Source organism: Dysgonomonas mossii DSM 22836, assembly GCF_000213575.1.
Lineage (GTDB): Bacteria > Bacteroidota > Bacteroidia > Bacteroidales > Dysgonomonadaceae > Dysgonomonas > Dysgonomonas mossii.
This window is the reverse complement of record NZ_GL892012.1, coordinates 58,873-85,524: the sequence shown is the minus strand read 5'-3', so window position 1 is coordinate 85,524 and position 26,652 is coordinate 58,873. Positions and strand designations below refer to the sequence as shown.

The window sequence follows — 26,652 nt, the reverse complement described above, 5'->3', positions numbered from 1 at the left end:
GGCGTATTCATCTCTTTAATTCTTAGACCTCCCTTGATTCCATCATTTCTAAAGCCATATCCAAAATAGTGGTATCATCAATAGAGACATATCCCCCATCCGGCCCCGGTTCTATATGAATTCCGCAACTTTGACCTTTTTCGTAACTATATCCGCCAAAGTAGTTCCATACAGTTTCCACCGGGAGTTCTAACTTTTCTGCTATTTGGTGTATACTTCCATCCGGTAAGGTGTCCTTAATCCTTCTTAGCTCTGTAAATTTGATAACTCTAGTCATACTCTCTAAGTTTTAAATGGTAAATGATTAGGAATATGTTCTAAAGTTATAAAATTCTTTTTTGAAAAACAATGGATTTTATGTGGGAATATTAAATACTGCGCTATAAATAGCAATCGAAATCACCAGAACCCAAATCGTGCACATTAGTATCTGAGCCCTAACTTTAGTGTAGACAGGAATTTTCAATTCTTCTTTAGGAACTTTTAAGATATACCTGCGTGAGGTTAAATAAACATAATACATAGAAATACCGACCAATGCACCCCATATTGCACCTCCAACAACGTCGGATACAAAATGCACTCCAAGGTATATTCGGGAGTAGCCTGTTATGCATGCCCATAAAAGAACCGTGATTGTATAATATTTATATCTGAAGAGCAGAGATGTAAAAGCGACAATACCAAAGCCATTAGCGGCATGATTGGATATAAACCCATACTTTCCTCCCCGGTAATTACGGACAGTGTCTACATAGTTCTGAAAGTCGGGATGATGGGTAGGTCTGAGACGTTCGAAAAAAGGCTTTATTAGAGAAGAAGATACATAGTCACAAAGCACGCCAACCAAAACTGCACATAGCAATAATAGAAGAGCCTCTTTCCATTTTATTTTGTAGACAAAAACACCTATTGCAACGATTGCGAGTGGAAGCCATACAAGCTTGCCGCTATATATCCACATAAAAACATCCCAATAAGAGGTATGCTGATCATTAAGCCACAAAAAGAGATTCCTCTCATAGGGTAAAATTCGTTCTACTAAACTCATTAAAATAATATTCTCATGTAAATATATAAATGGAAGAAAAGGAATCAGATTATTTCCAGTTTATCGCGCTGTATCCAGCCCACTGTACCATTATCTATTTCTACTTCAAGCCAGTTACGATCTTCTTTTGTTATCGACACTTTCGTTCCTGCGTGCAATACTGTAAGCTCTTTGCTATTTATATCGGGAGAGCTAACCATAGGAGCCGAAGCTGCCATTACTACGGCTGTGTCCCGGTATTCCAAGCGACTCTTTTGCCTAAACGAAAACACATTGGCAAATATAACGACTATAATGAATACTATACCGGTATAAAAAGCTATTTTTTTTATCGTAATCAGTTTCGTGAAGAAGAATAATACCAAGCAGCCGATCAATAGGAGAAATGAAACAACACCGATATTCGCCCAGCTATTTGAGCTAAACAGGTTCTGTACACCATTGAACCAGATGCTAAGAAAGAACGTATCAGCAACAGGAATCTTATCTTCAATCTTAGTCATAATATAATCTATATTATGCTTCGTATCCCTGTCTCCCGGATCGAGCAAATGTGCTCTTTCGTAATATAGGCGGGCTTTTGCAATTTCATTAACCCGATAATATGAGTTACCAAGGTTATAATATAATTCCGCAGACTCTAACCCCTGTTTCTTTTGTTCATTCTTTTCGTTTTCCAGCAAATCTATTGCTTTGCGGAAGTCTCCGCTATTGTACAACTCGTTCGCTTTATTAAATACAGTTTTATTGCCGCCCTTGTTGTCTGCAATCGTAGCAGAAGGCTTCACTGTTGCACTATCTACTTTTACATTGGTTGTATCTTGTGCATATGAAGATATAGCGAATACAAAAAGGAAGAATATGTATGATAATATGACTCGTTTCATCTCACGCATCATTATTTTATTTTTTTGATTGTATTTTCCATTTTACCGATAGCATTTACCGTGTCGTTATAGAGCTTATCCATCGCATCGTCCGATTCTGACGGAGCATAACGTGCAAACTCTCCGGTATCGAGTATATTTATAAACGTTCCTATAATATCGTCTCCAACGCCGTATTTACGAAGTTCTGTTTCAATATTCTCTCTATTAAGATCAGCTACCGGAATAGTCAGTTTATCGCTCAGATATCCCCACACAGCACGAAGTATCTCCTCGTAGAAATTATCTTTTTTGTGCGTAAGCAAATATTGTTTAGCAAGTTTCAGACGTTTAGTCGCAACTTTATTTGCCTTCTTAGTACGCATTAGGGCTATATCAGCATTTGCCTGTATTTGCTTCCTATATACAATAGAGAAGATAATAAACAATGCAAGCGGAATGAGATAGCAAAGAACATAAGAAAGAGAACCTACAAAGAAGTCGTTGGGATTCTTAAACGAATAGTTGCCTGTTTTTATATAACGTATATCCTGATTTATCTCCAGTTCTTTCTGATTAGAATAGCTTGTTGATACATTCTTTCCTGCATTCGGATCTTTATCTACATCCAATTCGTAAGATGGAGAAGATACCGTTTTGTAAGTATTGGTACGTGTATCGAAATATGAAAATTCGATAGGAGGAATAGTAAATTTACCCGGATAACGAGGGATAAACATATATTCTATCGTCTTTGTACCCGACAAACCGTTCTCAGTCAACTTATAATCGTTTTTCACCTGAGGATCGTAAGTCTCTATATCCTTAGGGAATTTTATTTCCGGATTCTTTATAAGCTTCAGGTTACCTGTACCCGAAATATTTAGCTTGATGGTTACAGCATCATTTGCTTTCACTTTCTGTGAAGAAATAGTAGGCGTAAACGTAAATGCACCCACTGCTCCCGAAAAGTTAGCAGGCTTATCTTGTAACGGAAGAGCCGAAATATCGACAGTAACAGGTGTTGTTTTCAATATCTTCTTAGCTTCTGTCATCACATCCTGAGGACCGAAGAAGGTCTGTACTTTACGTCCTGAGGAAACCTCAAAAACAATCTCCATCGTTCCCGAAGGGATAGTTATCTTGCCCGATCGCTGAGGAAACAACAAGGTCTTCTTTACATCTATTGCCATGTAGTTTCGACCTTTATAATGCTCAGCTGTCATTTGTCGGTTTGTGGCCATATCAAAATCCTCTGTCATGAAGCCTTCAAATTCAGGGAATTGTATTTTACCGACATCTCTGATATTAAGTACGGTATAGAATCGGAATGTTACTACAACAGCTTCCTGTTCTTTTACTTTAGTTTTAGAGAATATGGCTCTTACAAAGGCATCATCAGGACTCACATTTCCTTCTTTTGATGTCTGGGTAATAACTTGAGGATTACGTCCCGGCTGTTGAGGCTGTGCATTCTTATCAGGAGGCAACACTTTGATTTGAGCCGTTCCCGACCTATAATTCTTACCATTAGCCTTAATTGACGCAGCAGGTAGTGTAAATGTCCCCTCAGCATTAGCCATCAGTACATAGGTGAAAGTTGTATTGCTCTCCGAGCTAACTTTCCCATTGATATTAGAAGAGCTATAAACCTGAGATACAGAAGGCCCGAAAAGAATATCAAATCCTCTTATCTCATCAGGAATCTGGATGTTGTTTCCACTCCCTCCTTTCAATATATATTGCAGTTGTATCTGAGCTCCTTTTACGGTAGACGCAGGAGCATTGATGACAAACGAGATGTCATCGGCCAATATTTTTGAAACACTTATGAGTAATAATATCAATAAAAACGAACACCTCTTCATTACTCTCTCAATTTATTTTTCTAAAGATTATCACAAAAGTAATATTTTTACTTTATATAGCTTTCAAGTCTTGAACACGTATAACTACCGAATCTATTTTCAGTACCTTGTCGTTAGTCACCGACTCGTCGTATACATCTCCCCAAATATCCCTTACTTTACGTCCGGTAGGAGTCGAATACTGAACAGTCACTGAACCCTCCGGCAATACCATTTCTCCGATTTTGCGGGGTTGCAAGAGTAGTTTCCGCATTTCCACAACTTTGTATGTTTTTCCGTTTATCACTTCTTCAGAAAATGACTGTCTCAAGCGGGTTATATCACTTGAATAGAAATCATTCAGATACGGAAAGTCTACATCCACGATCTTATATATATCCTTTGTTGTATATAGACGATAAGAGAGTGTTAACGTATCGGAGAGGTTAACACTGGTTTTGGAGGCTACCACTTTTAGAAAAGCATCTACATCCTTCACCTTAGCTATATTCTCTTCCAGAGAACGTACTTCTATCTTAAAACTTTCCGATTTATACTTCTTACCATCGATATTCACTTCTGCCTGTGGCAAAGAAAACTTACCCTTTTCGGGTGCACGAAGTATATAGGTTGATGTAGCCGAAAAAGACTGTACCCTCTTCCCTTTTTTGAACACGGTAGAACTTGATGCGGACAAAGAAGGCCCGTAAAGAATTTCAAACCCATTCATATTTTTGATAATTACAGGTTCTTTCACTTCCTTATCACTTTCCACAATATAAGCGACCGTAAACTGCTCCCCAACAGTTACCGTTTCAGGTGCTTTTATCCTCACTTTGTTCTCCTGTCCTGCTAAAGAGATATAAAAAGATAAGGCGAAGAACAAAACTAAAAGCCGATGAAATGAGAGAATATTACTTCTTTTCATTATTACCAGTCTTTATTCTGCTTTCTGTTATTTTCATTCTTTTGCTTGCGTTCCTGAGCCTTCGCTTGGTTTACGCGTTCTTGAGTATTTTTTTCGTCTTGCTCTATAGCTTGCAACATCTGCTGCATATTGTCTTGCGACATCTGATTTTGATCCTTCTGATCTTTTTGGTCTTGTTTCTGATCCTTGTTCTGATTCTGGTCTTGGTTTTGATCCTTATTTTGGTCTTGTTTTTGATCTTTGTTCTGATCTTTATTTTGATCCTTGTTCTGATCTTCGTTTTGTCGGTCTTGTATCATTTTCTGTACAACAGCCAGATTATAACGTGTATTGTCATCTTTCGGATTCAAACGCAATGCATTTTTATACGCTTCCATCGACATTTTCAGGTTATCCCCCTGCTGCTGTTGGGGCTGTGCGGGTTGCTGTCCCTGAGGAACGGGAGCTTGTTGGCCTTGTCCTTTTTCATTTGCTTTCTTTTTCAAGAAAGTGTTTCCCATATTACTCCAAGCAGCACTCATCTTGATCGGGTTCTGATTCTCCAATGTGAGATAATGTTGATACTCTTTTACAGCATCGTCCCATTTCTGTTGTTTGTAATATGCATTTGCAAGATTGAATGAAGCTTCTTTCGATGCAGCATCATCTTTCAGTGCTTTGTGATATTCGGCTTCGGCAGCGCCATATCGTTGGTCTTTATATGCCTTATTACCTGAACGAACGGCCTTGCGTGCTTCTTTCTGAGCCGATAAACTAACTGCGATCAGGGTAAAAAGTGTTATAAATATAATTTTTTTCATTTCGTCGATATTCAATTATGATGTCATTTCAAAACAAAGTAATAAATCTTATATCTCTCCGACTAAGCTCTTCGTTAAATTAGCATGACAAAAACATGTATTACTATCTTACTTAAACAACCTTATATTTCTGAATATTCTATTCTTCTTTTCGAAGATACAAATCTCTACAAAGAGTAAAACCAACAGAGCCCATGCAAAGATCTGGTATTTTTCGTCATATTCAGAATATGCGATACCATCTATTTCCTTCTTCTGTAGTTTATCCAACTCTGCCTGTAAACTTTTCAAGGCACTGTTCGAATTATCAGCATGCGCATACAATCCTTCTCCGGCTTTGGCTATCTGACGGCACATTTCTTCATTGAGCTTGGTAACTACAGGTTGCCCTTGTGTATCCCTTTTTATATCTCGTGAATTTTCAGCTTCGGGAATCATTGCACCCTCTGCCGTTCCTATGCCTACTACATTCACATGCACACCTTTACTCGCAGCACGGGCAGCAGCCTCTTCAGCATTACCCTCATGCCCTTCTCCATCTGTGATAAGCACAATAGCTTTATCTATATCGGCATCGTTGGAGAAGCAACTCATGCTCATATCTATAGCACTACCAATGGCAGTACCCTGTACAGGCACAAGACTCGGATTGATCGTTTCGAGGAACAACTTCGCCGATTGGTTGTCAGGAGTCAGAGGAAGCTGTATAAATGCCTCTCCTGCAAAAACTACAATTGCGACCTTATCATTCTTACGTTCATCGATGATACGAGTCAGTATTTGCTTTGCCTTTACCAATCGGCTCGGGCTGATATCTTCCGCCATCATCGAATTAGAAACGTCTATCGCAATAACCAGCTCTATTCCTTTTTTATCCACTTTCTCAACCTTTGTCCCAAATTGCGGACGAGCCAAAACGATGATACCAAATCCTACTGCAACCATCGTTATCCAAAATTTAAGATAAGAACGTTTTAACGATAGTTCCGGCATCATTTTCTTCACCAAAGACAATGTCCCTAGCCTTTCCACACTTTTACGTTTAGCTATATTCAATAAGATAAAGCTAATAACAAATAAAGGTATGGCAAGGAACAAATATAGGAATTCGGGATTTGCAAACTTAAATACACTCATAATTAATGCTTACACTTGTTTTATTTATGGAATATTTCTCAACCATGTACGTCGCAGAATAAGTTCTCCTCCAATCAGCGCTAAAGCTATAATTGCAAAAGGCAAATAAAGCTCTTTACGCTTTGTCACAGTATTTACACTTATATGAGACTTTTCCATTTGATCTATTTCGTCATATATACCACTCAAACTGGTATTGTCCGTAGCCCGGAAGTACGAACCTCCTGTCTTAGAGGCTATCTCGGTCAATGTGCGTTCGTCAAAGTCGCCCGATACGTTCATCGATTGCATGCCGTATGGAGTCATGACACGCGCCACTGACGTTCCTCTCGAACCTATACCAATCGTATACACACGTATTCCGTATGATGCGGCTAGTTCGGCAGCGGTTAACGGTGCAATCTGTCCCGCATTGTTAGAACCGTCTGTCAGAAGGATAACAACACGAGATTTTGACTGACTGTCTTTCAACCTGTTTACGGAATTGGCTAGTCCCAATCCTATAGCTGTACCATCTTCTATCATTCCGAATTTAACTTCGCTCAATAAGTTGAGAAGTACCCGGTGGTCTGTAGTCAACGGACATTGAGTAAAACTCTCGCCCGCAAATATGACCAAACCGATACGGTCGCTTTGCCTGTCGTTGATAAATTCTGATGCAACTTTTTTTGCCGCCTCCAAACGAGTTGGAGAGAAGTCATTCGCCATCATGGTTCCTGATATATCCAGTGCCATAATAATGTCTATCCCTTCCGACTTGGATATATCTGAAGAATTGACACTCTGAGGTCTTGCCAACACTATTATAACAAGGGCAATAGCAATTACCCTCAACAAAAAGGGAAAGTGGCGCATATATACCCTCAGTGTCGACGGTGCTTTTTCGAATGCATAGCCAGAAGACAACTTGAATGTAGCCTGCATTTTCCTTAGCTTAAAGATATACCACCCAATAAGAGGTATAAGCAATAAGAGTAAGTATAAATATTTCGGATTGGCATATTCCATTTCTGTATCTTTTAGCTTTGTTTATTATTCATATTTTGATTTCCTGTTGCACTTGTTGCTCCCTGCGCTTCTTTTCCTTCCTTCTGCTCTTCGAGAGTAGGTCTTTCTTCTATCTTGGTCTGATTTACAAACAAGAATGCATTAACCAAACTAAGGTCGTTTTCATCGGCAAAAGGCGTATATTTTGCAAACTTCACCAGATCGGATAGTTTCAGGATTTGAGCAAGTCCGTCTGTAGCAGATTTTGTATCTGTAACTAGATGAACAGCTGCAATAATATCGTCCGATATCATTTCGGGAGCAGCAATATCAAAGCGGCGACCAATATACTTACGGAGGATATCCGTCAACTCGGTATAATACTCTTTTTCCATCCCTCGCTGCCACATTTTCGAGTCCTTGAGTTTATCAAGACCCTGCAATGCTTCGACGTGAGGAGGTAATACAATTTTAGGAGTAAAGTAATATCCTTTTTTCTTTTTCCTGTAATAGAGATAAATTAAGGCAGCGATCAATAAAATAATAAGAGATGCCAAGAAAAGTATATACAAGTATTCCAAATAATCGAGCCATACAAATGGAGGAGATTGGACATCCTTGATATCGTTTATCTGAAGTTTAGCAAAATCGATAGAGTCAGTCTCATGATTTTTCAATCGTTCGAGATAAGCCAACGTAGAGTCGGACAGTTGCGGAGCAGATACTTTGAGCCCAAAGTCATTTGTCTTCAGGGTATCTATGCCATCTATCACCATCATATAAGGTATATGATACAGCGTAGAGTCGAATGAGGTAACAATGTATTTCTGATTGATAGTCATCACCTCAGTCATTGTTGTATCCGGCTTCAACATCGCGAGAACCTCTACCCCCCTGATTAATGTGTCCTTGTAGGCAGGGAAAATAATATTCTTCCCTTTGGGGGCAATAACTTCTACATTTATAACTGCTTGCTCACCAATCAATATATCCGACGGCTGTATAGTTGCCCTTACGGTCGACTTTTGTGCATGAAGCGCAAAACTCAAACAGAAGAATAAGCTAAGCAGTATTATATTTTTCAATTTCAACATATATCAATGTATCGATTTTATTTTCAACTTCTCTTTTTAAATAAAGCCAACAATGCTTTCACATAATCTTCATCGGTACGTACCGATACACTGTCCACCTTGCTGCGATTGAATGAGGTCTGCATATTATCCTGTTGCTTCTGCCACCAATCTTTATACGTCTGCCTTACCTTACGAGACGATGTGTCGATCCAATGTTCGCTTCCTGTTTCTGCATCCAGTATCTTCATAAGACCAACGCTAGGCAACTGAGTTTCGAGAGAATCATATACCTGCAACGCAACAATATCGTGTTTACGGTTTGCTATCGTGAGCGCATTGTAGTAATCTTTGACATCAATAAAGTCGGATATCATAAAGGTTGTACACCTCTTTTTTATAGCATTCGTCAAAAATTTCAGAGCCATTCCCATATCAGTTTTGGGACTTTCTGCCTGAAAGTTGATCAATTCGCGGATAATGTACAGAATATGTTTCTTCCCTTTCTTTGGAGGGATGAATTTTTCGATCTTATCAGAAAAAAAGATTACTCCGATCTTATCGTTATTTTGTATAGCAGAAAAGGCCAGAGTAGCAGCAATTTCGGTTACGACATCTCTCTTCACAGAAAGGTGTGTACCAAAATCCTGACTGGCAGAAACATCGACAAGCAACATAACGGTAAGCTCCCTTTCTTCTTCGAAGACCTTCACATAAGGCTTGTTGTATCGTGCTGTTACATTCCAGTCTATATCGCGGATATCGTCTCCATACTGATATTCTCGCACTTCTGAAAAAGCCATACCACGCCCCTTAAAAGCAGAGTGATACTGACCGGCAAAAATATTGCGGGATAATCCACGGGTTTTAATCTCTATCTGACGTACTTTCTTTAATAATTCGCTTGTTTCCATCTTGTTCAGTTAACAGTTATCAGTTAACAGTCAACAATTATTAAATTTTATTTATTCGAGTTATCTTTAATATAGAGTATAACATTTTAGCTATTTCATCAGCATTTTCATGCACATCATTAAAAGTATCAGGAGAAATATATCCGGTATCTTTAAGTAAAGAAAGCCAATATTTAGTCTCCAATATTTCCTTATATGCTATACTGATTTTAGCTGAAAAATCCGAATCCGAAATAGCGCCGTTGGCTTCTGCTATATTAGCTCCGACAGAAGTTCCTGCTCTCAACAGTTGTTTTGATAGAACAAACTCTTGTTTATCTTTTAAGAACTTATAAGCATTTACAATTCTTATTGCAAAAGAATAAGCTTTTTCATATACAAGACTGTTTGTTATCATTTCAGTTTATTACATTGCTAACTGCTCTCTGTTAACTGTTGACCGTGATCAATTACGGAACTTCAATCTTATTTAAGATTTCACTTATTATTTCATCAGATGTAGTATTATTTGCCTCAGCCTCGTATGTCAAACCAATACGGTGACGCAATACATCATGACATACAGCACGTATATCTTCCGGTATCACATATCCTCTGCGTTTGATAAAAGCATAAGCTCTTGAAGCAAGAGCAAGGCTGATAGATGCACGTGGAGAAGCTCCGAACCCGATCATACCTTTCAAAGATGCCAGTCCGTTATCTTCAGGGAAACGAGTAGCAAATACTATATCTACAATATATTTTTCAATTTTTTCGTCCAAATAAACATCACGTACCACTTCACGGGCACTTATGATTTCTTCGGCTTTCATTACCGGCTGAAGCTTACCATAATCTCCGGCGAGGTTGTTCCTGAGGATCAATTTTTCTTCTTCTTTCTTCGGATAGTTAATCACCACCTTCAGCATGAAACGGTCAACCTGAGCTTCAGGAAGCGGATAAGTACCTTCCTGCTCAATAGGGTTCTGTGTAGCCATTACAAGGAAAGGAGACGGCAACTTGTAGGTTTTCTCTCCGATAGTAACCTGACGCTCTTGCATAGCCTCAAGCAAAGCACTTTGCACTTTTGCCGGAGCACGGTTAATTTCATCGGCTAATACAAAGTTAGAGAATACAGGCCCATGTTTCACTAAGAATTCTTCAGTTTTCTGGCTATAGATCATTGTTCCCACCACATCGGCCGGAAGCAAATCGGGAGTAAACTGAATACGACTATATTTAGCATCGATAAGTGACGCCAAAGACTTTATTGCCAACGTTTTTGCGAGACCGGGAACACCTTCCAGCAATATATGTCCATCAGCGAGCAGACCGATAAGCAACGACTCTACCAGATGCTTTTGGCCCACAATAACCCGATCCATTCCCATTGTGAGTGATTCGACGAATGAACTTTTGCTTTGAATTCTTTCGGTAAGCTCCCGAATATCAACATGTGCCATATTTTTCTTCTATTTTGAGTTTATATTGATCTTCATTTTTAGTAAGCACGACAAAAATAGAAATGTTAAATCTTAAAAGCGATAATTCGGAGTTAAAAAAAATTAAGCAGAATGAAGTATTTAAAGGCCTAGAAATAAATATCAAAAAGCAGATATAACATAAATCAATTTTTTATATTTCCATTCTTTAATTATAGTCTAACAATCATAACACTATGAAAAGATTATCTTCGGATACGCATTGTACAAAAAGAACTATAGCCAAGCGAAAGATTTACCCTTTAATCTTAAAAATATAATATAGAGAATAGAGAAGTACATACTCATTTTAATCACCTATAAAATGAGTGAACTAAAGTTTTATCTTTTTTGCAAACTCGGATTAACAAATCTTCGGGTTAAATTAATATTCTGTCAAATTTTACTATAATTTCATTTTTTCATAAAATATCTCTCACAGAATTTAGTATATTTGTATCACTTTTTAAAATGGGCGGCAGCCCCCAACAAAACATTGATAATCAGTAATATTATTTATATTTAACTAAAACAAATCATGATTACAATTGACAAATTCAACTTTGCAGGCAAAAAAGTCTTTGTACGAGTTGATTTCAATGTGCCTCTAGATGCACAATTCAACATCACAGATGACACTCGTATTCGTGCGGCTATGCCTACCCTAAAAAAGATCGTAGCTGATGGTGGTAGCCCAATTATAGCATCTCACCTTGGCCGTCCAAAAGGAGTAGAAGAAAAATATTCATTGAAACATATCCTTGCTCACGTATCTAAACTTCTTGGTGTAGATGTACAGTTTGCAAACGATTGTGTAGGTGAAGATGCCGGAGTAAAAGCTGCTGCCCTTCAACCGGGAGAAGCATTATTACTTGAAAATCTTCGCTTCTATGCCGAAGAAGAAGGCAAGCCTCGTGGTTTGGCAGAAGATGCAAGCGATGAAGAAAAAGCTACTGCAAAAAAAGCTATAAAAGAAAGCCAAAAAGAGTTCACTAAAACACTTGCTTCTTATGCCGATGTTTATGTAAACGATGCTTTTGGTACAGCTCACCGTGCACATGCTTCGACCGCTCTTATTGCAGATTACTTCGATGCTGAACACAAAATGTTTGGTTACCTAATGCAGAAAGAAATTGACGCTGTAGAAAAAGTATTGAAAGATACAGCACGTCCGTTTACTGCTATTATTGGTGGTGCTAAGGTTTCTTCAAAAATCGACATCATTGAAAACCTATTGGATAAAGTAAACAATCTTGTTATTGGTGGTGGTATGGCATTTACTTTCATCAAAGCAGCAGGTGGTAAGATCGGAAATTCTCTTGTAGAAAATGACAAGCTAGACCTAGCTAACGAAATTGTAGCCAAAGCTAAAGCGAATGGCGTACAATTAGTAATAGCAAGTGATGCTAAAATAGCCGATGCTTTCAGCAACGACGCTAATACTGAAATATCAGAAGCTAACGCTATCCCTGACGGATGGATGGGATTAGATATAGGCCCTAAAGGCGAAAAAGAAATTGCAGATGTACTTATGGCTTCAAAAACTATTCTTTGGAATGGTCCTGTAGGTGTATTCGAGTTTGACAACTTCGCTCAAGGAACAAAAGTAACTGCTGAAGCTGTTGCTGCTGCGACTAAAGCAGGAGCTTTCTCTCTTGTAGGTGGTGGTGACTCTGTTGCTGCTGTAAATAAGTTCAACCTTGCAGATGAGGTATCTTATGTTTCTACAGGTGGTGGTGCTCTACTTGAATTCATCGAAGGCAAAGTTCTTCCGGGAATCAAAGCTATCAGAGGATACTAAGATTTTAATTAATCAAATAAAATATGTAAAGTCCGTATAATATTATACGGACTTTTTTTATCTTTATTCTAAAATAATCAAAACAAATGCCATGGCTAAAAAACTATTACTTTTAATTACTTTCAGCATGCTCCTGTTTTCATGTAGCACATACAATAGCATGAAAAATGCAGATAAAAACATCAGGAATATTAGCATAGGAATGTCTCAACAACAAATTGTCTCTATTATGGGAGATCAATATGAAGTAGTGGAAGCTAAGGACAATGTCATAGTCTGGGGCTATAAAGCGTTTGATGAAGGAATATATAAACTCAGGTTTGTGGATGGCAAACTGTTGGGGTGGAATAAAGTATGGTTAAACAAGTATGAGTTTGAGAACAGACCATCTCCATCCCCGTCCTCTGATACCTCAAAATAATAATAAAACACCTTCGGACTATTCATCCGAAGGTGTTTTTCTTTTATAATTAGTATATAATATTTAAGAGAATCGATTATTTCACCAACTCGAATTTACTTGATTTTACATCTTGGCTATTCTTTCCAATCATGACTTCAAACATACCCGGCTCACAAACATAATCTATATTATTATTGTAAAATTTCAACTGATCGGCAGTTATTGTAAACTTAACTGTTTTTGTTTCGCCTGCTTTGAGGAATATTTTCTCAAAACCTTTCAGTTCTTTCACCGGTCTTGAAATACTGGCAACCTCATCTCTGATATATAACTGTACGATTTCATTTCCATCTTTATTTCCTGTATTCGATACAGTTACACTAGCCTCTACACTTCCGTTCTCATTCATCTTATTTGAGTTGAGCTTAACATCGCCATATTCGAAAGTAGTATAGCTAAGTCCGTATCCGAATGGATAAAGCGGCTCATTAACCTCATCAATATAATTTGCTTTAAACTTATGAGGCCCGTCTTTTACATAAGGTCTACCTGTATTCAGATAGTTATAATAGATCGGAATCTGCCCAACTGAGCGAGGGAAAGTCATCGTTATCTTACCCGATGGATTGTAATCGCCAAATAAGATATCAGCTACAGCATTACCCGCTTCACTACCCGGAGCCCAAGCCTCTACGATAGCAGCACAATTCTCATCTTCCCAAGTTAGTGTAAGAGGGCGTCCGTTAAACAATACTAATACTACAGGCTTACCTGTTTTCACAAGCTCTTTAAGCAATGTTTTTTGGTTTTCGAAAAGATCAATATTTGTTCTTGATGCCGATTCTCCACTTTGGCTATTGCCTTCACCTAAAGCAACAACTACGACGTCAGACTGTTTTGCAACTTCAACAGCTTCTTTTAGCAGTTCTTCGGGAGATTTAGGATCTTTGGAAACGAAAGGGAAACCATAGAAATTTGACTTATCAAAAATAAATTCATCATCAACTATATTTGCTCCTTTTGCATATAGTACAGTAGCATTATCACCCACTGCATTTTTAATCCCTTCTTTTAGTGTTATCGAATATTTCTTATCGGCAGTAAGTGCCCATGTACCCATCATATCATATTGCGAGTCCATAAGAGGACCTACCAATGCAATTTTCCCTTTTTTCTGCAAAGGTAAAGTTTGGTTTGCATTCTTCAGTAAAACTGTAGATTGTCTGGCAGCTTCACGAGCCAAAGCTCTCGATTCTGGTGTCACCAATGGCTCTCCTACACGCTTCAAATAGCGGAAAGGGTCTTCAAACAAACCTAGTTTATATTTAGCTTCTAGTACTCTTCTACAAGCTGCGTCTATATCTGCTTGTTTTACAACTCCTTTTTTCACTAATCCGGCTAACTTAGTCAAGAAAGCTTCTCCGGCCATATCCATATCTACTCCTGCATTTAGAGCTAAGCCTGTTACTGTTTCCAGATCTCCCATACCATGATCTATCATTTCGTTGAGAGATGTGAAGTCAGTAACAATAAAGCCATCAAAGCCCCATTGCTTTCTCAACACATCTGTTAGCAACCATTTGTTTCCTGTAGCAGGAATTCCTTCTACCAAGTTGAAAGATGTCATCAAGCTTCCTGTTCCGGCTTCTACGGCTGCTTTATATGGCTCCATGTAGTAGTTAAACATCTGAACCCTACTCATATCCACTGTATTATAATCTTTACCTGCTTCCGATGCTCCATATAGAGCAAAGTGCTTAACGCATGCCATCGCTGTATTATCAGCACTAAGATCGTCACCCTGAATACCTCTGATCATTGCTTTTGCTACAAGTCCGCCAAGATACGGATCTTCTCCTGCACCTTCAGCCACACGTCCCCAACGCGGATCGCGAGATATATCTACCATTGGAGAATATACCCAGTTTATACCTGTACTGGTAGCTTCTACAATAGCTCTACGTGCAGTTTTCTCAATTAAAGCCGGATCCCATGTACATGCAAGCGCTAACGGAATAGGGAAAATAGTTTTGTAGCCATGAATAACATCCAATCCAAAAAGAAGAGGAATCTTCATGCGTGTTTGGGTAGTCACTATTTCCTGAGCCTTTTTCTGTTCTTCGGGGCTTATAACATTCAGGAAAGCTCCGAGTTGGCTTTTTGTCAGCTTTTCATTTATATTTTCTGTAAAAGTAGTACCTGTCATCAGAGCAGGTGATGCAGCAAGATTTAACTGCCCCACTTTCTCTTCAAACGTCATTTGCTGCATCAGATTATCTATAAACTGATTCATCTTTGCATCACCTTTGTTTTGACTATACACACATAAGGATAGTCCCCAAAGAGCTAATAATAAAACTTTTCTCATAATCTCTATTTATTAAAATATTATATTAAAATCTGTATTTAATACCAAATTCTGCTGTAAACGGACGAATATAAGTCGCACCCTGTATAGTTCCGGCAACTGCATTCGCCTGCTCTTGATTATAAAGGTCTGTTCCTCCGATTGTACCACCGATACCTTCTTGGTTAAGCAAGTTTACAAAATTGGCATAAAAATCGAAGTGTCCTTTGTAGTTTATATTCAAACCACCAAATGTTTCCCAATGTCCTTTATAATATAAGTTATTTGGCAAATTAGCATACTGCTTACTATAATAACGTCCACTTAACCAAATTCTTGCATTTGTATTCTTATCTATTCCAAACGAATAGCTAGGATCGATCTCGAGTAAAAATTTAGAAACTACAAGTACATTTTTATCGTCAAATTTTACAGGCTCCGGAAGCATCGCTCCACTTGGGAACTTAGGATTGATCGAATAGTTTTTGTAAACAGGGTCTTGTAATGTAACTAAAAAGTGAAGGTTAAAGTTTTTTAGAGAATTATCGAAAAACTTAAACGGCGTAAACATAAAGTCTGTTGTCCATCCTAGCGTTTGAATGTCGTAGTAAATAACCGTATTAGCACTTTCATTTCCTAATTTCAAGTCCATACGCCCAACATAATTATTTTTACTGATGAAAGTACCTTTCGAAACCAACTCTACCAGCGGGTGATTGAAGTACAGACCTAAACCGCCACTCAATACTGTATTTTGTTTGGCTTCCACCTCATATTGTCCTGCATAGCTCTCCAAGTGAGGAGATTGCCTATTATATCCAGCCTCTGCTAGTAACCCAAAGTTATTTGTCAGTTTATAAAGAGCATCAGTATTAAAAACAAGATTCAAGTAATCATCATTTATTGCTTTATACTTAGATTTGTCTTTCGACAAAGTTCCATCTGCATTACGTGCTGTTACTGCCAGAAGATCTCCTGTCTTGCTATATCTAGGCGCATAAGTACCTTTAACTTTTTGCCATTCTACTCTCGCACCATATCCTACATTAAATTTGGAATTTATATTCCATTTATCAGAGAAATATAATGCCAACTTTCTTTCATATCCACTATCGTACTCTGTTCCGATATTGTACATTTCATTCCCTACAATGCTTTTGATTTGGCCGTATTGATCGAATTGAAATATCTGATTAGAGTTATCAACAACTTTAGATGGGTTCTCTTTTACGTCTGTATAATATGTCGAGGTTTTTGTATAGTATTCTCCCGGATTATACATAGCACCCATTAAGCCTATATTAAAATCATGCGTGCTGGTCTTTTTATTCAGATTCAAGACACCTGATAAAGTTTTTATAGTCATTTCAGGATTAGAAAAGAGCCAATGTTGAATACCCGCATTACCTTCTACAGGCGTACCATCCATATAATTATAACCTGTAATATCGTGCGCACCTAACAGCACCTGAATCAATTGAGAACCTTTGGTTTGTGCTAATTTAAATGTATAGTTTAAGTTCCAGTTATTATCAAATTTATTTTCACCGATTAAATATAACTCATGCGTTTTCCATTTATTTTGGTCAAACATATCTTCTTCAATCATATTTCCGGAATATACGTCTTTCATCCATACTTTTCCTGATTTTTCAAAGAATGAAGATCGTCCGATTTTTATGCCCGGAATTTCCTTTATACTACCATCCCCATTATAGTAAAAGGGGCTGAATCCTAAAGATATTCCTCCTGTATTCATATATTTATACATGATGCTGATCTTATCTCTGCCTCCATTATACTTCTGAGTCAATGCTCCCTTAAACAATTGAGTTTGGTCGCTATAGTACTTTTTGAAAGGCACATCTAATGTTCCGGGATCATAATTAAGATAAAATCCTGCTGCAAAAGAAAGTCCATTTTTATTGATCGGAGCACTTATAGCGCCGGTAGCTTTCATCAAACCGTAATGATTTCCGGTAATATCAAAATTACCAAAAACTCTGTCTGTTCCAAGATTATCATACGTAGCGATAGAAATGCCGACATCTCCTGTACGCAATGCTGTCTGATTTAAATTAAGAGTTTCGAAACCTATAGTTGAAGCATCCAGTCGCCATGCTCTAGTGGGAAGAACCGGCCAGTAAAAATAAGATACAGGCAGGCCGTTTTCCATAACCGAAGTTCCTGCAACACCGGCAGGCAATCCGATATTTACTGTACGAGGCCCGGTACTGCTGCTAGCATTCAGCATCATATTTTTTTCATCCTTAGCATCAACTGCAACCGTATCTTTTTTCAGCGCGTCAACCTTTTGCGCATACATAGTTGTACTACCCAATAAGGACAGTAAGACAGCGGTATATATTCCTTTTTTGATATTTATATTTCTCATATTTATATTAAAACATTAGGGATTAATTTTGTTAAGTTCAGATTACTATTTGCGGTGTATTCAATACGTGATACAAAAGTATAGTATTATTCAATAGCGTACAATATACGCCAATACAAAATAACATGTTTTAAAACATGAAACAACAAAAAAAAATATCCAAGCATGAATAAAACATACTTGGATACACATAAGTAATAACAAAATGATTATATCATAAATCCAACAACTCTTCTATTCTCTTCATATTGAAGGAATATAAGTTTGGCTGGGGATAAGGATCGGTTTCTCTTTTTTTATCGAGACTAACAATTAGTTCAGATGTCAGCATTCGTTTTCTAAAATTACGCTTATCAAGCTCCTCTCCCAATATACCTTCATATATCTTTCGCAATTCGACTATCGTAAACTCCTCGGGAAGCAATTCATATCCGATAGGAATAATATCTATAAGCAGTCGTATATGCTTTATTGCCCGATTTATAATTTCATTATGGTCATGACTGAGCTTGGGTATCTTATCTATATCAAACCACATACTCAAGTCTGCATCATCTTCGCTCAATGATACCTGATCATAGCGCACGAAAGCAAAATAGCCCATAGTTGCATATCGGCTCATCAAGTTGGGAATATCGTCAGGACTAACACCATAACTTTCTAGCAACTCTCTATTATTATCTATATTACAACGATCTTTCTTTCCAAACAAATAAAACTGCCTTAACTTTATATTAGTCAACCCTGTACGTTGAAACAAAACTCTTTGCACAGCTTCATCAACATCTTCATTTTTATGGACTAAACCTCCCGGCAACATCCACAGTTTGTTCAATTTGTATTTATTGAGCAATATCTTCATCTTTTGCTCATGAAACGATATAATAACACAGTCTACAGATAGTCCCGGGTGTATATTCTCTGTCCCTGCTTTGAACGTTTCCAAGTACGACGACCCCATAAGTAACTCTTCTTTAGATTATTAAATTAATAGTATTTTTTTGATTACATGATTTCTCATGCCGTATGTTATACAACATAGAAAAACAATAGCGTATATTATACGTCATTTGGGCATATGTATTAATTTTGCCTTTGGTGTGTAAAATACGTTATTATAAAATTGATAAAAAAATATTGATATGATAAAAAAATATATTTTAACAGGTTTTTGTTTAATTGTCGCAACTTTTCAATTATTTGCACAACCACCTAAACAAATTGTTGTAGATGGAAAAACATTCCTAGACTTAAATAATGACGGAAAACTACAACCGTATGAAGACACTCGTTTACCCAACAACAGACGAATTTCAGACTTAATGACTCGCCTGACACTAGATGAAAAAATAAATCTGGTGTTGGGAACGGGCATGAAAGGTTTCGAAGGGCTGATTAAAGATATGGTAGTAGGAGGAACGGAATATTTAGTTCCGGGGGCAGCCGGTACAACATATCATCTAGATAAATATGGCATACCAGCAATTGTGATGACAGACGGGCCGGCAGGTGTGCGTATCAGCCCAACTAGAAAGAACACAGATCAAACATTTTATGCAACAGGATTCCCTGTGGGCACGCTATTAGCCTGCACTTGGGATACAAAGTTGATAGAACAGGTAGGGCGAGCAATAGGAAACGAGGTACTGGAATACGGATCTGATATACAACTTGCTCCGGCTATCAATATTATGCGTAATCCACTTTGTGGGCGAAATTATGAATACTATTCGGAAGATCCCCTATTGACAGGAAAAATTGCAGCAGCAATGATAAACGGCATCCAGGAGAACGGCTCGGGAACATCGGTAAAACACTTTGCGGCAAACAACAGTGAGAAAAACAGGATGGACTTGAATGTCAACGTATCTCAGAGGGCATTAAGAGAGATTTATTTAAGAGGTTTTGAAATCGCAGTTAAAGAATCAAACCCGGCAACCATAATGTCTTCTTACAATAAGATAAACGGAATATATACTTCTGCCGATTATGATTTGCTGACAACAATACTAAGAGACGAATGGGGATACAAAGGTGTAGTTATAACAGACTGGTTTGGCGGATATAGCAACGGACTAGAGGCTCTGATGGGTAAAGGGAAAGAACACAACACATCGCTGCAACTAAAAGCAGGAAATGATTTGTTAATGCCGGGCATTCCTTCGCAAAAAGAAGACATACTGAATGATTTAAAATCAGGAGCTCTTACCGAAGCGGATTTGGATATTTGTGTAAAGAGAATATTGGATATGATATTATCTTCAAACAAAATAAGAAATTATCAATTTTCGAATAAACCCGATTTGAAAAAACATGCAGAACTCACACGTCAGGCAGCAACCGAAGGCATGGTTTTATTAGAAAATAAAGAGAATGCTCTGCCTCTTGCTCCGGGCACAAAGAATCTGGCTGTTTTCGGAAGTCTATCTTACAATCTCATTGCCGGAGGAACAGGTAGTGGAGATGTAAACAAAGCATATATTGTATCACTAAAAGAGGGTCTGAAAAATGCAGGCTATTCGACGGATCAGAAACTGGAGGAGTTTTATACTCCATTTGTAAATGCTGAGGTAGCCAAAGTAAAAGAAGCGTTGAAGGCAAACCCATTAATGCTGGTTCCCCTAATGCCTCAACCAAAACTTAAGGAGTCGATGATAAAAGAAAGTGCCTCAAAAAATGATGTTGCAATAATTACCATCGGAAGAAGTTCAGGAGAATTGGACGATAGAAAAATCGAAGCCGATTTTAAACTAACACAAGAAGAACTGAACCTAATAGATAATGCATCATCTATATTTCACGCTCAAGGAAAAAAAGTGATAGTAGTTCTCAACAATGGTGGAGCAATAGAAGTTACAAGCTGGAAAGACAAAGTGGATGCAATCTTAATGGCTTGGCTTCCGGGGCAAGAAGCGGGGAACTCTGTCGCAGACATTTTATCAGGGAAAGAAAATCCATCGGGAAAATTATCAATGACATTCCCTATAAAATATGAGGACGTTTCTTCTGCCGACAATTTCCAAGGACTTCCTGCCGACAAACCAACCGAAGTAATGTATAAAGAAGGTGTATATGTAGGATACAGATATTTTAACACGTTCAATGTAAAACCTGCATACGAGTTTGGATACGGTCTGTCTTATACTACATTTGAATATTCTGATATGAGAATAAGTGACAAGGTATTTGACAACGAACTGTATGTAAGCTTTAATGTGAAGAATACCGGAAAAGTGTCAGGAAAAGAGATTGTTCAATTATATTTATCCTCGCCAACGAATGTTATAGATAAGCCCGTAAAAGAACTTAAGGCTTTTGCTAAAACCCGATTGCTAAAACCGGGAGAAGAACAAACAATAACTTTACGTTTATCTCTTCGCGACCTAGCATCTTTCAATCAAGGAAAGAGCGCATGGGTAGCAGACAAAGGTTCTTATCAGATTGAAGTGGCAGCATCTGCACTAGACACAAGGCAGAAAGAATCATTTATGTTGCCGGAAACAAAAATTGTAGAAAAAGTAAATAATGTACTAAACAATAAGGCTTCTTTTGTCGACTTAAAGCCTTAATTAACTGATATAAATATCCAAAGAGGTTGTTCTGAAAAATTCTTTCGGAGCAACCTCTTTAATTTAAAGATGACTGGTAGAGTAGGATCAGTATAAGCAGTCGGGTATCCTTATCTTTATTTTATACATGTTATATTAAATGATAATAGTAAGAGAAAAAACACACTTCTCATAATCGCAATAATTATCTTTCTCTAATAGATGCCCAAAGGTATAAAATTCCATAACCATGAACAGCTTGTTTCATTCTTGAAGAAAAACCCATAAACTTTTCGTATTTTTGTTTAGAAAAAAACACTAACAAATGATCATTTTCAATACTACATTTCATGTAGAAGACGAAGTCTGCAACGATTATATCCGTTTTATCAAAGATGTTTACATAATCAAAGCAACGAGTAGTGGTTTCTTACACGAACCTCGTTTCGCACGTATTCACGCACAGCATGAGGAAAGCGGAACCAGCTATTCATTACAGTTCAAGGTGAAGAACGTAGATACGCTCAATCACTGGTATGCTATAGAAGGCGAAGCCCTCCAGAAAGAGCTAACCTCTCTGTTTGGAAATAAGGCTTTGGGATTTGTCACATTATTGGAAGAAATAAGCTTGTAGTATGATACAAAAAGAACGAATAATATTGGGTATCGACCCCGGCACACAAGTAATGGGATACGGTATCTTGCGTGTGGTGAATAATAAACCCGAACTATTAGCAATGGGGGTACTACAACTCAGTAAGTATGACGACCATTATCTGAAACTCCGACGGATTTTTGAACGAATAATTGGGCTGATAGATGAATTCTTACCCGATGAACTAGCCATCGAAGCTCCTTTTTTTGGAAAGAATGTACAAAGTATGCTCAAGCTGGGTAGAGCACAGGGGGTAGCTATGGCTGCTGCATTATCGCGGGATATTCCCATTTTTGAATACGCTCCGTTAAAAATAAAAATGTCAATTACCGGAAATGGACGTGCAGCTAAGGAACAAGTTGCCTATATGTTACAACATTTCCTCCATATACCCGACAGTAATATGCCAACTCAGATGGATGCGACCGATGGATTGGCGGCTGCAGTTTGCCATTATTTCCAAACAAACAACCCTACACAAGAAAAGAAATTTACAAGTTGGAAAGATTTTATAAATAAAAATCCGAGTAAAGTTAAATAAATCAGCAAACACAATGATATACAAAGACCTAGAAAATATAGAATACGGGCATGCATGGAAATATCAGCAAGAGTTATTCGCAGAAGCCCTATCCCTTAAGGACAAAGGGGAACAGCCCGAAAACTACCTCTTGTTTTGCGAACACCCTCATGTCATCACAATTGGTAAACATGGTAAGCATGAGAACCTTCTGTTTCAGGAAAATTTTCTAAAAGAAAAAGGAGTCTCACTTTTCCAAATAGATCGCGGAGGAGATATTACATATCACGGTCCGGGACAACTTGTAGGTTATCCTATCTTCGATCTGGAATCATACGACATCGGACTGAGACAATACATCTTTAACTTAGAAGAAATTATAATCCGTTTTTTGGCGTCCTACAATATCAAAGCCGAAAGACTGGAAGGTGCAGCCGGTGTATGGATAGATACAACCGTTCCTGCTCGCACACGAAAGATTGCGGCAATCGGTGTGCGTAGTAGTCGCTTTGTGACAATGCACGGATTTGCATTCAACATAAATACAGATTTATCTTATTTCTCACTTATCAATCCTTGTGGCTTTATCGATAAAGGCGTAACATCGCTCGAAAAAGAGCTTGGGCATAAAGTAGATATGGAGGAAGTAAAAAGCAAAATGAAAGAATTATTTGAAGAGGTATTCATCCCCCAATAAATACAGTAATTTATGGAGAGTTTACAAAACAAGATAGTATTTATCACAGGCGGAGCCAATGGCATTGGCAGAAGTATAGTAAAAGCTTTCTGCGAAGCAGGGGCAGATATTACTTTTTGTGATATGGATGAAGAGGCAGGAAAACAACTAAGCGAAGAGATGAGAAACTATAAATGCTCTTTCTCCCAACTTGATGTTGCTGACGCAGGGGCTTTGAGTGATCTTGTTCATACTATTATCTCCAAGAAAGGAAATATAGATATTATTATCAACAATGTAGGAGTCAGCAATTTCGGGTCGATACTCGATGTATCAGTGGAAGACTTCGACAAAGTTCTAAATATCAACCTACGCCCTATATTTATACTAGCCAAATCATTAGCAAAACACCGTTCGCTAAATAAAGAATTAAATACCTACGGGCGAATAATCAATATGGCATCTACCCGCTACCTGATGAGCGAACCGAATTCCGAAGCCTATGCCGCATCCAAAGGAGCAATCGTATCGCTTACTCACGCTTTAGCTATTTCCCTGAGTGAATATAACATAACCGTAAACTGTATCAGTCCCGGCTGGATAGACACAGGGCATTACGGCGATTTACGTCCCGAAGATCATAAGCAGCACCCATCGGGCAGAATAGGCAAACCCGAAGATATAGCACGCACTTGCCTGTTCCTTTGCGAACCGGCGAATGATTTTATTAATGGACAAAATATTGTAGTTGACGGAGGTATGACAAAAAAGATGATATATATAGAATAAAATATATTACTTTTATCTGTCTTAAAATCAGTCGCTATGAAATGCTTATATTTTATTTACCTTTTGCTATTCGTCCTATCCGGTCACGCCATAGCATGTACCACTGCTATTATATCAGGTAAAGGAACGATCGACGGACGTCCGTTACTCTACAAACACAGGGATACAAGTGCCTTGCAAAATAAATTAATGGCATTTAGCGATGGAAAATATCATTACATTGGTATTGTAAACAGTACAGATAAGACAGGCAAAGAAGTATGGGGAGGTTATAATTCTACAGGCTTTGCCATCATGAACTCAGCATCGTACAACCTGAATGAGAAGGAAGTAGGACTTGAAGAACGTGAAGGTATTGTCATAAAAATGGCTCTGCAACAATGTGCAACTCTCGCCGATTTCGAAAAAATGCTGGAAACATTACCGAAGCCTCTTTATGTAAATGCAAACTTCGGGGTGATAGACGCACAAGGAGGAGCAGCCTATTACGAAACAGGCGATTATACATTCAAAAAATACGATGCGAATGATCCTTCCATAGCTCCTATGGGATATATTATTCGTACCAATTATTCTTTTTCGGGAGATAGAGCCAGAGATAAAGGCTTGAGCCGCTATCAGGCTGCCGAACCGTTATTTTACAATGCATCCTTATCCGGATCACTTTCTTACCGCTTCTTGTTACAGGATGTCTCACGTCATCTCACGCACGGATTGACCGGGACAAACTTATACGACATGATGCCTCAAGACACTTCAAAGACTATTTTTACAGCATTCAGAGATTATATACCCCGCTACTCTACCTCTTCGGTTATCGTTGTGCAAGGCGTGAAAAAGACTGAGCCTGCTTCATTAACCACTATGTGGACAATATTAGGTTCACCACTTACCACAGTGGCAGTACCTGTGTGGCTCAACAAAGACAATTTGTACCCATCCACAATGCTTGCCGATGAAACAGGAAATGCAAAGCTATGCGATTGGTCTCTGAAACTAAAGAAACAACTCTTCCCTATAGACAGGGGAGAAGGCAATGACTATATCAATCTAGCGGCACTCATTACCGCTGATGGAAATGGTATTCTGCAAAAGATAAAACCTATAGAAAACCAGATATTAAACAAGTCGGATTCTCTATTAAACCATTGGCGCAAGGATGGCTATAATCCCGCTGAACTAAAAGAGTTTTGCAAATGGGTAGATAATCTTATTCAGCAATATTACTCTTTTTCCCCTTCATTTTCTTCCTCTTCCTGATGTAAAGATATAATCCTGTCAATGGCAGGCTCATACCAAATAGAGTAGAAAGAAATACCAATAATCTGCCCGCTGTACCGCCTATGGCTCCTATATGAATATCATAATTCATACGGCGTAGCTTGTCCGCAAAATCTTTGTTTTCATATTTGCCCTGATACGGATGATCAACCTCAACCTGTTTAAAGGTATATTTGTCAAACGAGTACCTATCGACATTATAATACAATTTCTTGTCGGGGAATACGGTTATCATAATGGCTGAAGCCTTATCTTCTATATTGGGTAGATATATCGAAAAAGCCTGAGCTGTAGGAGCTTTTTGTGACAGATCCGAAAACAATGAATCAATTCCCAGATAAATATCTTTAGCAGGAGTATCAACATGCAACGTATCAGATTGCGCCATTCTCCATTCAGGCATTACTCTGCCACCCGAAGTAACCTTATATACACCTTGCGACCACCATTCCAGTGCCCACACCATACCCGTAAGGCTTATGATAAGAAGTATAAAAGCGGCATAAAAACCAAGAATATTGTGCAAATCGTATACTTTCTTATACATTTTGGTTTTCTTCTTCCACCTGAACCAGAGGCTGTATTTAAGTGCTTTTTTACTTTTCGGAATCCAAAGAATAAGCCCTGTAATTATTACAATCACAAAAACCAATGTAGAATAGCCTACAATGGGTTGCCCTATACTATAAGGAAGCCAAAGAGAAAAGTGCCCCATCCCAATGAAATCCCAAAAGTCGTAACCCGAAGAACCATCGGATCCTTTTACCGATATCACTTTGCCCGTATAAGGATCCATTTGCAATGAATAATTATACCCTTGCCCACGGAAAGTTGCTTTAATTGGGGCATCTTCGGAATACTCTATATAATCAGGTGTTTTATCTTTAAATTCTTTCTTGGCAACTTCGATTACCGATGAGGGCGAAACAACCGTCGTATGTTTGCCTTGCGATACTTCGGGCAGTTTCTCCTGATCTACCCATCCGTTCAGCTTTAATGCCCAAATAGCTCCCGTCAGGCATACAATAAAAAAGATAAGCCCGGAGATAAGCCCCAGGTAAAGATGCAGTTGATAAGCTATCTTTTTGAATGTCATGAGAGTTTTTTTAATTAGAAAATTTAAAGAGGATATCCCAAAAGTAATTTTCATTATTAAAATATTACTTTTGGGACA

General features: G+C 38.1%; 24 protein-coding genes. 8 read left to right on the top strand and 16 right to left on the bottom strand.

Features of this window, described 5'->3' with window-relative positions; translation table 11 throughout:
- Nucleotides 1-22: 22 nt before the first annotated feature.
- The 12 genes from HMPREF9456_RS15760 to HMPREF9456_RS15705 all read right to left on the bottom strand — a co-directional run bounded on the left by HMPREF9456_RS15760 (nt 23) and on the right by HMPREF9456_RS15705 (nt 11,045).
- A complete protein-coding gene (locus HMPREF9456_RS15760) occupies nt 23-277 on the bottom strand; it encodes a hypothetical protein (RefSeq protein ID WP_006844562.1) in 255 nt (84 codons plus the stop codon).
- 78 nt (nt 278-355) lie between these two features.
- Nucleotides 356-1,051, bottom strand: a complete 696-nt coding sequence (locus HMPREF9456_RS15755; RefSeq protein WP_006844561.1) for a phosphatase PAP2 family protein — start codon at nt 1,049-1,051, stop codon at nt 356-358.
- A gap of 44 nt (nt 1,052-1,095) precedes the next feature.
- The gene (locus HMPREF9456_RS15750) at nt 1,096-1,938 is read right to left on the bottom strand and encodes a tetratricopeptide repeat protein (protein WP_006844560.1); all 843 of its coding nucleotides are present in this window, start codon (nt 1,936-1,938) and stop codon (nt 1,096-1,098) included.
- Between the two features lie 11 nt (nt 1,939-1,949).
- Nucleotides 1,950-3,785: a BatD family protein gene (locus HMPREF9456_RS15745; protein WP_006844559.1), complete on the bottom strand. Its 1,836-nt coding sequence runs from the start codon at nt 3,783-3,785 to the stop codon at nt 1,950-1,952.
- Between the two features lie 52 nt (nt 3,786-3,837).
- Nucleotides 3,838-4,692 (bottom strand): BatD family protein, encoded by an 855-nt coding sequence (locus HMPREF9456_RS15740; protein ID WP_006844558.1) that lies wholly within the window; start codon nt 4,690-4,692, stop codon nt 3,838-3,840.
- Between the two features lie 2 nt (nt 4,693-4,694).
- On the bottom strand, nt 4,695-5,492 hold the full coding sequence (locus HMPREF9456_RS15735) for a tetratricopeptide repeat protein (protein ID WP_006844557.1): 798 nt from the start codon (nt 5,490-5,492) through the stop codon (nt 4,695-4,697).
- A 108-nt stretch (nt 5,493-5,600) separates the two neighbouring features.
- Nucleotides 5,601-6,629 carry a vWA domain-containing protein gene (locus HMPREF9456_RS15730; RefSeq protein WP_006844556.1) on the bottom strand — a complete coding sequence of 343 codons (1,029 nt, stop codon included), beginning with the start codon at nt 6,627-6,629 and terminating at the stop codon, nt 5,601-5,603.
- Nucleotides 6,630-6,653: 24 nt separating this feature from the next.
- Complete coding sequence (locus HMPREF9456_RS15725; RefSeq protein WP_006844555.1) at nt 6,654-7,637, bottom strand: vWA domain-containing protein; 984 nt, start codon at nt 7,635-7,637, stop codon at nt 6,654-6,656.
- An 11-nt stretch (nt 7,638-7,648) separates the two neighbouring features.
- Complete coding sequence (locus tag HMPREF9456_RS15720; protein ID WP_006844554.1) at nt 7,649-8,710, bottom strand: hypothetical protein; 1,062 nt, start codon at nt 8,708-8,710, stop codon at nt 7,649-7,651.
- Nucleotides 8,711-8,733: 23 nt separating this feature from the next.
- Complete coding sequence (locus HMPREF9456_RS15715; RefSeq protein ID WP_006844553.1) at nt 8,734-9,603, bottom strand: DUF58 domain-containing protein; 870 nt, start codon at nt 9,601-9,603, stop codon at nt 8,734-8,736.
- Between the two features lie 40 nt (nt 9,604-9,643).
- The gene (locus tag HMPREF9456_RS15710) at nt 9,644-10,000 is read right to left on the bottom strand and encodes a four helix bundle protein (protein ID WP_006844552.1); all 357 of its coding nucleotides are present in this window, start codon (nt 9,998-10,000) and stop codon (nt 9,644-9,646) included.
- Nucleotides 10,001-10,052: 52 nt separating this feature from the next.
- Nucleotides 10,053-11,045 carry an AAA family ATPase gene (locus HMPREF9456_RS15705; protein ID WP_006844551.1) on the bottom strand — a complete coding sequence of 331 codons (993 nt, stop codon included), beginning with the start codon at nt 11,043-11,045 and terminating at the stop codon, nt 10,053-10,055.
- A 556-nt stretch (nt 11,046-11,601) separates the two neighbouring features.
- Between HMPREF9456_RS15705 and HMPREF9456_RS15700 the strand changes: the two genes are divergently transcribed.
- Nucleotides 11,602-12,864: a phosphoglycerate kinase gene (locus tag HMPREF9456_RS15700; protein ID WP_006844549.1), complete on the top strand. Its 1,263-nt coding sequence runs from the start codon at nt 11,602-11,604 to the stop codon at nt 12,862-12,864.
- Nucleotides 12,865-13,024: 160 nt separating this feature from the next.
- Nucleotides 13,025-13,285 carry a hypothetical protein gene (locus HMPREF9456_RS15695; RefSeq protein WP_245531039.1) on the top strand — a complete coding sequence of 87 codons (261 nt, stop codon included), beginning with the start codon at nt 13,025-13,027 and terminating at the stop codon, nt 13,283-13,285.
- Between the two features lie 76 nt (nt 13,286-13,361).
- Here HMPREF9456_RS15695 and bglX read toward each other — a convergent pair whose 3' ends face one another.
- The 3 genes from bglX to HMPREF9456_RS15680 form a co-directional block, all read right to left on the bottom strand.
- Complete coding sequence (bglX, locus tag HMPREF9456_RS15690) at nt 13,362-15,635, bottom strand: beta-glucosidase BglX (RefSeq protein WP_006844547.1); 2,274 nt, start codon at nt 15,633-15,635, stop codon at nt 13,362-13,364.
- 25 nt (nt 15,636-15,660) lie between these two features.
- Nucleotides 15,661-18,009, bottom strand: coding sequence for a TonB-dependent receptor (locus HMPREF9456_RS15685; protein ID WP_006844546.1), 2,349 nt, complete (start codon nt 18,007-18,009; stop codon nt 15,661-15,663).
- Nucleotides 18,010-18,223: 214 nt separating this feature from the next.
- Nucleotides 18,224-18,970: an NUDIX hydrolase gene (locus tag HMPREF9456_RS15680; RefSeq protein ID WP_006844545.1), complete on the bottom strand. Its 747-nt coding sequence runs from the start codon at nt 18,968-18,970 to the stop codon at nt 18,224-18,226.
- 181 nt (nt 18,971-19,151) lie between these two features.
- On the opposite strand from HMPREF9456_RS15680, the gene HMPREF9456_RS15675 reads away from it, so the two are divergent.
- From HMPREF9456_RS15675 to HMPREF9456_RS15650, 6 genes are all read left to right on the top strand, one after another.
- On the top strand, nt 19,152-21,578 hold the full coding sequence (locus tag HMPREF9456_RS15675; protein WP_006844544.1) for a beta-glucosidase: 2,427 nt from the start codon (nt 19,152-19,154) through the stop codon (nt 21,576-21,578).
- 304 nt (nt 21,579-21,882) lie between these two features.
- Nucleotides 21,883-22,191 carry a DUF4286 family protein gene (locus HMPREF9456_RS15670; protein ID WP_006844543.1) on the top strand — a complete coding sequence of 103 codons (309 nt, stop codon included), beginning with the start codon at nt 21,883-21,885 and terminating at the stop codon, nt 22,189-22,191.
- A gap of 1 nt (nt 22,192) precedes the next feature.
- Nucleotides 22,193-22,753 (top strand): crossover junction endodeoxyribonuclease RuvC, encoded by a 561-nt coding sequence (gene ruvC, locus HMPREF9456_RS15665; protein WP_006844542.1) that lies wholly within the window; start codon nt 22,193-22,195, stop codon nt 22,751-22,753.
- A gap of 13 nt (nt 22,754-22,766) precedes the next feature.
- Entirely contained in the window at nt 22,767-23,429 is a 663-nt protein-coding gene (gene lipB / locus HMPREF9456_RS15660) for a lipoyl(octanoyl) transferase LipB (protein WP_006844541.1), read from the top strand.
- A gap of 12 nt (nt 23,430-23,441) precedes the next feature.
- Complete coding sequence (locus HMPREF9456_RS15655; protein WP_006844540.1) at nt 23,442-24,197, top strand: SDR family NAD(P)-dependent oxidoreductase; 756 nt, start codon at nt 23,442-23,444, stop codon at nt 24,195-24,197.
- A 36-nt stretch (nt 24,198-24,233) separates the two neighbouring features.
- Nucleotides 24,234-25,457, top strand: coding sequence for a carcinine hydrolase/isopenicillin-N N-acyltransferase family protein (locus tag HMPREF9456_RS15650; protein ID WP_006844539.1), 1,224 nt, complete (start codon nt 24,234-24,236; stop codon nt 25,455-25,457).
- On the opposite strand, the gene HMPREF9456_RS15645 is transcribed toward HMPREF9456_RS15650, so the two are convergent.
- A complete protein-coding gene (locus HMPREF9456_RS15645) occupies nt 25,408-26,574 on the bottom strand; it encodes a PepSY-associated TM helix domain-containing protein (protein ID WP_006844538.1) in 1,167 nt (388 codons plus the stop codon). The two genes, HMPREF9456_RS15650 and HMPREF9456_RS15645, sit on opposite strands and share 50 nt — an antisense overlap.
- Nucleotides 26,575-26,652: the final 78 nt, after the last annotated feature.